At 36.4% G+C, this 11,388-nt stretch carries 5 protein-coding genes and 1 pseudogene; 5 read left to right on the top strand and 1 reads right to left on the bottom strand.

All coding sequences use genetic code 11. The features are described 5' to 3' along the window. Positions 1-297 precede the first annotated feature (297 nt). Positions 298-1,875: a lysine--tRNA ligase gene (locus DM84_RS02045; protein ID WP_250778087.1), complete on the bottom strand. Its 1,578-nt coding sequence runs from the start codon at positions 1,873-1,875 to the stop codon at positions 298-300. Positions 1,876-1,940: 65 nt separating this feature from the next. Here DM84_RS02045 and DM84_RS02040 point away from each other — a divergent pair, with 65 nt between their 5' ends. The 5 genes and pseudogenes from DM84_RS02040 to DM84_RS02020 form a co-directional block, all read left to right on the top strand. Beyond that, positions 1,941-2,234 (top strand): type IV secretion system protein VirB3, encoded by a 294-nt coding sequence (locus tag DM84_RS02040; protein ID WP_250778086.1) that lies wholly within the window; start codon positions 1,941-1,943, stop codon positions 2,232-2,234. A gap of 9 nt (positions 2,235-2,243) precedes the next feature. Continuing rightward, the gene (locus tag DM84_RS02035; RefSeq protein WP_250778085.1) at positions 2,244-4,649 is read left to right on the top strand and encodes a VirB4 family type IV secretion/conjugal transfer ATPase; all 2,406 of its coding nucleotides are present in this window, start codon (positions 2,244-2,246) and stop codon (positions 4,647-4,649) included. Beyond that, on the top strand, positions 4,642-7,224 hold the full coding sequence (locus DM84_RS02030; protein ID WP_250778084.1) for a TrbL/VirB6 family protein: 2,583 nt from the start codon (positions 4,642-4,644) through the stop codon (positions 7,222-7,224). Before DM84_RS02035 ends, DM84_RS02030 begins: the two co-directional genes overlap by 8 nt. Before the next feature lie 56 nt (positions 7,225-7,280). Further along, positions 7,281-9,707, top strand: coding sequence for a TrbL/VirB6 family protein (locus DM84_RS02025; RefSeq protein WP_250778082.1), 2,427 nt, complete (start codon positions 7,281-7,283; stop codon positions 9,705-9,707). Continuing rightward, positions 9,704-11,388, top strand: a pseudogene (locus DM84_RS02020) (type IV secretion system protein); the annotation flags it as partial. The gene DM84_RS02025 and the pseudogene DM84_RS02020, both read left to right, overlap by 4 nt.

Raw genomic sequence — 11,388 nt, 5'->3', positions numbered from 1 at the left:
CCGAGGTAGCTAGTTATTCCACTCTCTATTTTAAAATCCGGCGTTGGGTGATGTCCTAAACGACTTATAAGCGCGTTTCAGCTTATATAGGGAAAAACCCGAAGTTTTAAAAAGACATGCAGCGCACATAGTGCGAAAAATTAAACAATAGTACGCCAAATACAAGTTCCCTTGTCATTTTAACCTGTACAGATTGGGAAGTTAAACAAATAGCTTCATTACTATGATAAGGGTATCGGCAAAGGTTGTCAAGTAATTTTTGCACCTGATTTAAAACTAGAGGGCTCAAATGGAAAGCTAAAGTGTACGTTCAATAGCACTTTCTATAAGAGAGATAGTATTATCTATTCCATAAAGCTTTACAAAAGACCCCATTCTTGGCCCGGTTTTTTGGCCAAGCAGTGTTTCATACAGCAGCTGAAACCAATCGCGTAAGCTGCTGTAATTATGTTTTTTTCCAATAGAAAAAACCTGAGATTGAATCTCTTCAGCAGTAGCCGTAATAGGCAGAGAATGTAGGATATTCTTTAAATCTAGCAACGTTTCTTTCTCCTTTTCATTTGGAGCCTTATATGCTTTCGTTGGCTTGACAAAGTCGTGATAATATCTAACTGCGAAACCTGAAAGCCTATCGAGCATTTTGTTGTTTTTCGGTGTAACGTTCGGTGCATAAGTGGATATAAAACCCCAAAGAATCTCTTTATTTTCAGCGTTACAGGCTGCTGCTAGGTTTAAAAGCAATGAGAAATTTATGCCTGAAGTTTCGATATTAGGAACGTTACCCTGGTGAATATGCCATACAGGACTGTTTACATTCTTTTCTTCACTCTCATTGTAACGCTTAACAAACTCCAAATATTCATCAGTTGATTTTGGTATAACATCGAAATATAAACGTTTAGCCTTTTTTGGACTCTGAAAAATGTACAACGCCAAGCTCTCTGTCGGTGCGTAAGTGAGCCATTCTTCAATTGAAATGCCATTTCCTTTTGATTTCGATATCTTCTTTCCTTCTTTATCAAGGAAAAACTCATAGCAAAATAGAAGTGGCGGCTTTTCTCCAAGTATCTTGCATATTTGACTTGAAAGCACAGCAGATGGAGTCAAATCTTTTCCATGAGCTTCGTAATTAACTCCAAATGCGGCCCATCTCATTCCCCAATCTGGTTTCCATTGCAACTTGCATCTTCCTTTTATCACTGGAACTTCTATTTTTTCTCCATTTGCATCTTCGTATGTAATTGTTCCTTTGTCTATGTTACTTTCAATCACTGGAACTTGTAGAACTTGGGAAGTTTTTGGACATACCGGCAAGAATGGACTATAGGTCTGCTGTCTTTCTTCTCGAAACGATGGAAGCATTACATCCATCACTTTATCATAATTTTTCAGTAAAAGTAAGAGCTTTTCATCGTAAACACCAGACTTATAACACTCTGTAGCACTTCTAAACTCGTATTCAAACTCAAATAAATCAAGGAACTTACACAGCAATGAATTCATGTGATGACCATAACTCTCATGAGTGCCAAATGGGTCAGGTATCATGGTTAGTGGCTTGTTTAAGTGTTCCCTTAGCATCTCCTGATTTGGCACATTGTCTGGTATTTTTCGCAAACCATCCATATCATCGGATACTGCAATGATTTTGATTTTTATACTAGGAGCTATTTTCTTTAGTGCATTTGCAACAACTGTAGTGCGAAAAACTTCTCCAAAAGTACCAATATGCGGCAAACCTGAAGGTCCATAGCCAGTCTCAAATATTATCTCTTTTTTGTTAGGAAACTCTTGTAATATTTTTTCTGCTTCTTGAAACGGCCAACTTATCATCATTAGGGCTAAATTACTTATCTTACCTAAAGTGCTACTCATTTCAATGGATTTTTAATTAATGATGTAGTATTAGTGTTAGAGCTATTAATTAGAAGGGCAAGGATATGTCTACAGGTAATATACAAACAGATCAATTATTTAAAGGTCTTACAAGACCTGCAATGCTTTTTGGTGTGAGTTATATGTTTGCAATATTAAACGTTCTAACTTGCATGCTAATTTTCATTAATTCAAATGATCTTAGAACTTTCTTGATGTTATTTGGGATACACGGACTTGGTTATATAGCTTCTGCAAAAGAACCATTGTTTATTGAATTATTTATGGTAAAATTAGGAAAATGCTCCAAGTGTTTAAATCGTTTTTATCACGGAGCCAATTCTTATGATGTTGCTTGAAATTATGCGATGCTAAGATTTAGAGCTATTCAATCGAAGAATAAATCTATTCTGGGCAGGGAGGTTCACGCTGCAGAGTTTATACCGTATTCTTGTTACTGGAACAGCACAACCTTAATAACAAAGCAAAACTGGTTAGTGAAGTTTATCAAATTAAATGGCTTCGCATTTGAAACAGCCGATGATGAAGATTTGGTAATACAAAACAAGATCAGGAATCAGATGCTAAGAAGCATTTCATCCCCGGCATTTAGTTTATATTTTCACACCATTAGGCGTAAAAAAAACATTTTTTCCGATGAGTTTGCAAGTCAGAATTTGCCGAACTTTTTTGCTAACCACGTAAATCTAAAATGGAGAGAAAAACATGCAACAAGGCAATCGTTTATTAATGACTTGTACATTACAATTATTCGTAGAGCAGATACAAAAGGAGTAGAATTTTTATCGCACCTACTAAAAAAATTCGGACATGTGACCTCAAAACATGCTTGGGAAAGCGATATGCGTGCTACTTATGAAGACTTAGAGGAAACAACAAACCGTGTGGTAACGAGCCTTAGGAATTACTCACCTAAAATCCTTGAAGTAAAAGAAACCCCAAACGGCCTATTCTGTGAAATAATGGAATTTCTATCTAGGATTGTAAATTGTGGCTTTGTTACAAATACACTCCTTCCGCTAAAAACTGAAATATCAAGATACTTACCGGTACATAGGTTATTTTTTGGCCGTAAGATGATACAGGTTGTGACTCATAATGAAAGTAAATACGCTGGAATAGTTAGTATCAAAGAGTATGGAAATAATACTTCTGCAGGTATGCTCGATTCTTTTTTACAACTTCCTTATGAATTTATCATCACACAGTCTTTCCAATTCACAAATAGGCAAATGGCAATTGCAAAAATGCAGATACAGCAAAATCGGATGATACAATCTGCAGATAAAGCTATTTCTCAAATAGCAGAAATCTCTCATGCACTTGATGATGCAATGAGTGGTAAGATTGCGTTTGGTGAACATCACTTAACTATCCTATGTATAGAGAAAAACCCTAAATCATTGGATAATGCTTTGTCGTTGGTAGAATCAGAGCTTTCTAATTGCGGTGTTTACCCTATCCGTGAGAGAGTTAATCTTGAACCAGCATTTTGGGCACAAATTCCTGGTAATTTCGATTATATAGTAAGAAAAGGTACAATAAGTAGTCTTAATTTGGCCGGTTTTGCATCTCAACATAATTATCCTACTGGTAAAAAATTCAATAACCACTGGGGAGATGCTGTTACAGTTTTTGACACAACATCTGGCACCCCATTTTTCTTCAACTTTCATATAAGGGATGTTGGGCACACTATGATAATTGGGCCAACTGGTGCTGGTAAGACTGTTTTAATGAATTTCTTATGTGCTCAAGCAATGAAATTTTCTCCAAGAATATTCTTTTTTGATAAAGATCGTGGTGCAGAGATTTTTTTGAGAGCACTTGGTGGTATTTACACTATAGTAGAACCTAGAACTAAAACAAATTTTAACCCCCTACAACTTGACGATACTCCTGATAATAGAACATTTTTAATGGAGTGGATAAAATCTTTAATCTCGGTATACAACGATAAATTCACTTCAGAGGATATTGCACGAATTAATGATGCAATTGAAGGAAATTTTAAACTGAGAAAAGAAGACAGATTTTTAAGAAATCTAGTGCCATTTTTAGGGCTTGCAGGCCCTGATACTCTAGCTGGAGCAATATCTATGTGGCATGGTGATGGTTCTCATGCTGCAGTATTTGACAATAAAGAAGACTTGTTAGATTTTTCGAAAGCAAGGGTATTTGGCTTTGAAATGGCTAACTTGCTCAAAGATCCCGTTGCTCTTGGGCCGGTCTTGATTTATTTGTTTCATAGGATTAGTATATCTCTTGATGGCACTCCATCTATTATTGTTCTTGATGAGGCATGGGCGTTAATAGATAATCCAGTTTTTGCACCTAAGATAAAAGACTGGTTGAAAGTGCTGAGGAAATTAAATGCTTTTGTGATTTTCGCTACTCAGAGTGTTGAAGATGCAAGTAAAAGTGCTATTAGTGATACGCTTGTACAGCAAACAGCAACACAGATTTTTTTGCCAAATCTGAAAGCTACTAGTGTCTATCGGGATGTTTTTATGTTAACTGAACGTGAGTACATACTAATTAAACACACAGATCCAAGCACTAGATTTTTTTTGGTAAAGCAAGGAGTCAATGCTGTTGTGGCTAGAATAGACTTAAAAGGCTTAGATGATATAGTCAACGTGTTATCCGGACGTGCAGAAAGTGTTCTATTGTTACATGATATACTAAAAGAGGTCGGAGACGATCCAAAAGTATGGTTGCCTATATTCTATCAGAAGGTAAAAAATGTTTAAGACTAAGCTATCATTGCTATTAATTGCGATATTTTTATTAAATATCGATTTTTTACTCTCATATCCAGTGTTTGCAGATGAGGTAAGTGGTACTGAAAAGACGGAATTCGTTAGTAGGTTCAATTCTGCTGGCAGTTTCAGTCGCGCCTCCAATCCCGATTGTGGAGCATTTAAGACAGCTGCAGCACTTGCTGGAATAGCGATTGCTGTTGGTGCAATATTTACTGGTATTGTTTTGATCATTTCTTCTGCTGGTTTGTTTACTGCTTTTGTTATTGTTGGAATGATAGCTGCGATTGTTGGGGTCTGGAAAGCTATAGGAGGGCTTGTTATTTGTCAACATAGTTTTGTTAGACATCCAGTTGTACGCGATCATGAGGGAAAATATAAAAACTTCAAACTAAAAAACACAAGTTATAGTGATTACACGGATAAGAATTATCAAACTGAGAATGAATATTTTTCTGCACTACGAGAAAAATCAGGAAAAGATGGAAAACAGACAGAAAAAGAGATTTTAAACTTTACTAATTGGGATGTTGTTAATGTCAATAGAGAAAACTATTACTGGCCAAAAAATGGTGCGCAATATAGTGAGTATATAGAAATATGTCACCGAAACCCTTTAACGTTTGGCAATCTTTTTAAGACGAATGACTTTGATTTTAGAGGGGAACCTGGATACATAGATTTTGATGTCAGGGAGAAAGATACCGGATATGTAGATGGGTCATGGTCGCCAAAAGTTGATGGCGACCTAGAGTGCAAAGTTCTTAAAGCTGGACAGAGCGAAACCATACATGGATCAACATTCAAAGCAGTAAGAAAGATGGGCAGGTTGTGCGTAGAGTTAGCAAGTGTGAAAATGCTTGGTATCGAAATGACTCCTTGGCCGCAAGGGGTTGATATGGGATGCACAGAATTGCCACCTGAGCCAATGGCTCCTATGTGCAAGGAGTCTAAGATGAAATTTAAAACCAAGGGTGGCGACACAGTTGTCACGGATAGAAATACTCTTAAGGATCTTCTCAAAGGGAGTGGAAATGAGAATAAAGATTACAAAACTCTGATAAAGGAAAGAGAAGGAAAGGGAGAAATTTTTGTAGGTTATGACAATGCTGGTTGTTTTAGCTCGTATATCTCTGAAGCTTGTTATAACCAGGCAGGGAGTAAATCATTAGCTCCTATTCCCGTAACTTCTATGATAGTGCAATGCATTAAGGAATCGTTAGATAATTTAGTTGCAGGTATTGATTCAAGTGGCAGCCCACTTAGGGATAAAAATGGACGTAATAAGGGAAGTTTCTTATCTGTGGCACAAAAAAGACTGAAGAACACTGTAACTGCTGTTTTGGTTTTAGCTTTAATACTGTTCTCTATAAGAGCTATGTCTGGTGGAGTGCACAGTCCACAAGAAATGTACATGTTAATCATTAAATTTGCTTTGGTGATTTATTTCACAACAGGCGATACCATGTCTCATTACTATGGAGAATTAACAAAACTTTCAAATGGTCTGTCAGAGATAGTGCTCAAAGCTTCATCTGAAAGCAAAGGTATATGTAATTATAATGCAGGTACAGATTATGAATACACACGTAATGGAAAAAAGATATCTTACAGTTATCTTGCACCTTGGGACAGGCTTGATTGTAGAATTCTATTTTACCTAGGAGCGCCTTTAGATGGAATTGGCAGCAAAATTGGTACTGGAAGTGTAGGGATATTGGCTGTTTTACTAGGTGCTGCTCCTGTTTTGTTAGTAGCAGGCTCCATAATCGGTATCATTTTCGCCGGTGGGCAGATCTTAGTAGCTCTTGCCTGTATATTCATGGCCGTTATGATGATGATGGTTATTTTGTGGATGTGCTACGTATTTATCTTATCTTTAGTTGCCCTAAGTGTGATTATCATCTTATCGCCTTTGTTTATTCCTATGGTTTTATTCCAACACACTAAAGGATACTTTGATGGGTGGATAAGAGAGTTGATCACCTATAGCCTATACCCTGTTATGCTTTTTGCGTTTCTATCCTTTATGTTTATAGCATGTGATAAAATCTACTTTAAAAATTTGAACTTTGAACCGGATAAGCTATATGAAGAGAAACAAGCAGAACTCTCAGGTGGTCACAAAAAACAGTGGTTCAAACTGAAAAGCGGTGAATGTGATAACAATGAAGATACTCTTGCATGTATGATGCAGAATTACAGCTTTAAGAAAAGCAGCGTACTTGGTCTATTGGACTTTACATACATGGAATTTAGCAGTTCTCTCATTGGAGAACTATTAAAATTAGCTCTAATATTATTCCTATTTTATCACTTTTTGCATATTCTGCCAGGAATGGCTGCAGAACTTTCTGGTAATTACAGGGCAGCACTTGGCTCTGGTGATACACCTGCAAAAATGATGTCAAAGGCCTTTTCTACAGGTAAAGCTATTGCTGGGGCCATTGGTAAAGCTAAATCTGGGGATGCTGCTGGAGCTGCCAAGGAGACTAATAAGGTTAGAGATAATGTGAGTGGGTCTAGTAAGTCTGGTGAGTCTGCTAGATCTAGTGGTGGTTCTTAGTCTAAAAAATGAGTGACAGATGCTTAAACATTTAAGTAACCAAAATTTGGTAAGTTATGCATAAGTTTTTGTTGATAGTGACACTCTTTATATTGTCCAGTTGTGAGTATCACTGTATTAAACCAGAAAGCTTATCAAACTTGCGCGAAAAACTAGATGTAGTGTCAACAGAGCAGAAGTGGGTTGATTCTGGTGTCCATATCTCAGATAGTGTAAAAGTAACAGAGATTAGTATAGTGCCTAGCAAGGTTAATTTTTGTCCTAAGCGATATGAAGATTTTGCAGTTCAAGCTGGGACAAATGACGTTACATTATCGAAATTCGCGCTTAAAGCTGGTGATTTGATAAGCTTTAGTGTTATTGGGAGTAAAATGTGTAAAAGTAAAGAGGATAGTACAAAAATCAGGTACATAAAAATTGATGAAAAATGCAGCGATAAAGAAGAAGAGTATTTTGCACATGTTTTAAATCGAGAAGAATGTCAGGCAATATGGCAAAATGGAGAATATAAGTACACAATATGTCCTAACAAACTCATGATAGGCAATGCAGAGTGGCTGCCCGGGCAAGAGTACTGGAGTTCAGATTTTTCAAAACCAGACCAAAAAAAAAGAAGAAAGGAGATTGGGAATATTAACTCTATAAAGCAGGGGGAAAATATAGACTGTAACAAGCTTTCAAGCGATCAGAAAAGTAAGATGGATACGTACATTCTGAATCTTGCATGCAAAAATACATGTTATTACTCTGGTCAAAATTGTGTTGAAATTGAATCCAATACTATAGATGATGGCAACTTGATTAAAAGCCTTGATGACACTTTAGTTGCTGCTGAAGATAAAGCAAGCGAAATTACTAAAGTTACTAAAAAGATTTCAGGAAAAGGAGGGATAAAGACTTATATCCCATCGTTAGTAGTGTCAATGGAGAAAGAAGAACTTGAACCCGAGAGAGGCAATATACGTACTAATTATGACTATAAAATAGAGAATGATCACCCCAAAGGTGAGAAGTTAACTTTCACCTTTGCTTGTAAAGACCGATGTAAGGGTGGCTACAACATGAGAGTAACAAAAGTTCCTAATCCTACTAACCTAAAAAATAGCTTATATATACGTGTGTCTGACACATTTCCTAAGCATAACTCTGGTGAAAACCAGGGAGATATACTTGTTGATATTAACGAAGTTCATGATACTAAGTACATGGAAAGCTTAAAAGACAAGCTAAAAAACAAAAGCGGCACCATATATTACGGGGTAAGAGACCATGGTTGCGATTATAAGGAAAACGAAGGTCAGTTCAGCATTAACCTAACGACCAAAGAACCACCTACAAGAACTTTTAGTGTAATATATAATTTTTTTGATGAGAAAGTAAAAACTGCATTTTTCGGTTCTAGCTACAAAGATCCAAATGCGATTCACTCTGAGTCTAGCCCTGTAAAGTCTCTTTATCAAAGTTTTGTAGCGTCAAATAGAACGAAGACCATTCGATCCACGATAGTATCGCTGTTAGTATTGTACATAGTATTGTATACTCTTTATTACTTTTTTGGCTTAACTCATGTTTCTATATATGAGTTTTTAATTATATGTGTAAAGATAGGAGTTATTACCCAACTGCTGCGAGATAATAGTTGGGATTTTTTTTATAACAATGCTTTTTCTATCTTTATCAATACTCCAAAACAGTTGATAGAAATAGCAAATTTTAGGGGCACGACATTAAATGTTTTTGAGTTTCTCGATTTGCCGTTGAATAGATTTTTATCATCACATTCAGTGTTATTAATAATATCTCTTATATTTTCTGGACCTCTAGGCATTGTATCTTTTTGCTTAGTGATTTGGGGCTTAATAATAGTGGTATTATCTATTTTTAACGCCTTATTTTCTTTTGTTACGTCTATAGCAATAGTTGCGCTATTGCTTTCTCTAACACCTATCTTTATTATCTGCCTTCTGTTTACATACACTAGACAGATGTTTCACAATTGGGTCAAAAATTTGGCGAGATTTGCGATTCATCCAGTGGTGCTTTTAATTTTTATATCGCTGATAAGCCAAGCTATGGATTACATCATATATTCAGTGTTTGATTTTGAGGTTTGCACTACATGTATACTTAATGTTAACCTAAAGATTTTTGAATTTTGCATCTTCTATGGATATGCTTCTAAGTATACACCTAATATTGCCGCTATGATGGCTTTTGTTATCTTAGGTCATGCTATGAAAGCTTTAGTCGAAGCTTCTTCGAAAATATCTGACTCGTTGTTTGGTGCTTATGTGCACGAAGAACCTGGAAAACAATATCAACAGAGCCTAATGGGACTGGTAGGACTAGATGAGCAAAGCGTTCACGGAAGACAGGCTGGAGGAGGAGGTATTTCTCAACCGTCAGGTACACCAAGCAAAAGACTTGAGTTACCAAGGGCTCAACCGTCTAGGGGGCCAGGAGGATCAGGAAACACATTATGATAAATAGGAGATTACTATTATTTGTATTATATCTTGCAATTACTGGCTGTAACATAGATTGTGTCGAGCCTGGACTGCAAAGCAGAAATACTAGTGTTAACGTGAATGTTCCAGTTCGTAAAGCTGATGAAGGAGTTAAAATCCATTGGGTTGATTCTGGTCAAGTAATTAGTAAGAATGACAAAATCAAATTTACCCTTGACGGATCAGTAAATTTTTGCCCCCATAAAAAAGACAAGAATCCAAGAAAAGTACTTGTTCCTGCCGTATTTTGTGCTGATGGTTCAATTCCAAATTATAGTAAAGCTGCAAATATTAACGATGTGCCTAATAATTACGGCGTTGACGAAAGAGGCGTAAATGAAAACGAACTGTGTGGTGGTAGAGGATTTGGTAGCGATAGACGTTATGTAGACACTGGAATTAAAGTAAATCCTGGTGATAAGTTAAGCTTTAGCTTGGTTCCTAGAGAGATAACAATTGATTATGACAACCCAGGAGAAAAAATCAGCTTTGATGACAATTGTTATAGAACCGAAACAGGAGATGAAAAAGTGCTAGCAAGTGAAATACTGAGTATTAGCGAGGAAAAGGGAAAAGAATTTTTTTGTGAGGGCAAAGATGGAAAAAGAAATAAAGTAAAATTTTTACCTCTTGATAAAACAAAAGTAAAGAAAAGAAAAGTGTTAGTTGGTAACGGCTACACTCCATATGATAACAAAGTGCATTTTAATAGATATTTCATTAAGGACGACACACCATGGGTAAATGGCGCGCTGTTAGATTTGCGACGAGCAAAAGTAGGGTTGAATGAATTATGCGACGGAAAAAACTGCGATTTTAACAAGGTAAGAAGTCATAACTCTATTAAAATAGGGTTAGAAAAACTATGCGACGGAAAAAACTGTAATCTTAACGAGATAAAAAAGTATGGCTCTTATGAGCTTAATTGTTACTACCAGAACATATGCTACACCAGAGAAGGTATACTCAATGAGTATTTGCGTAAAAAAGGAAACCGAAATTGTGTCTCCTCTATAAGATACAAAAAATACGATACTAACAACAGTACATGCAACATGTATTCTCACCTTAAAGAGGTTGAAGGCAAGCTTAAGGAAATTAAAGAAAGTAAAGGTAGCTCTGGTTTTACGTCAACCGGTGAGGAAGACATCGAAAATATCTTCTGGGCTGAAGCTCTTGTTGCGAAAATTGGTAATTTTGACCCTACAGAGAATCGTAGGTTTGATAGGGAGAATGGTGGCGCTAAGGGTGCTCAATGCCTCCCAAGAGAAAGGGGTGCAGGTGAAAATGATAAGCGAGAAGGGTATGATTATGTGCTTAAGTGTTCAAAAATCAGCGATAATTTTGAAGATTTTTCTTTAAGGTTGAATTATAATTATGAAGTAAACGGAGATGTACCGCCTGGCAGTGATGTAATGCTCGCTATTGCAGACTATGATCACTATGGAGCTAATAGGGGTGGGTACCATGTTGAAGTAACCAGATCATGTGAATACATTAATGGCCAAAAACTGTATATGTATTTAGGTAATGAGCCACCTAAAGATTTGAGTGGCGTGGGAACTAATGATTTCAAAGTAGTAGGGGTAAGAAACGAAAAAGATAAGTATATCACATTAGATATAATAAGCGGAGAACATTTTCAGGATGGAGAATC

This window comes from Wolbachia pipientis (assembly GCF_023661085.1).
Taxonomy (GTDB): domain Bacteria; phylum Pseudomonadota; class Alphaproteobacteria; order Rickettsiales; family Anaplasmataceae; genus Wolbachia.
Note: the sequence above shows the minus strand (reverse complement) of the source record. Positions and strands in the feature narration are given on the sequence as shown.

Coding starts and splice junctions, on each gene's coding strand:
- DM84_RS02030 (WP_250778084.1), top strand. CDS start 4,642: ATGTTTAAGACTAAGCTATCATTGCTATTAATTGCGATATTTTTATTA.
- DM84_RS02025 (WP_250778082.1), top strand. CDS start 7,281: ATGCATAAGTTTTTGTTGATAGTGACACTCTTTATATTGTCCAGTTGT.
- DM84_RS02035 (WP_250778085.1), top strand. CDS start 2,244: ATGCTAAGATTTAGAGCTATTCAATCGAAGAATAAATCTATTCTGGGC.
- DM84_RS02040 (WP_250778086.1), top strand. CDS start 1,941: ATGTCTACAGGTAATATACAAACAGATCAATTATTTAAAGGTCTTACA.
- DM84_RS02045 (WP_250778087.1), bottom strand. CDS start 1,875: ATGAGTAGCACTTTAGGTAAGATAAGTAATTTAGCCCTAATGATGATA.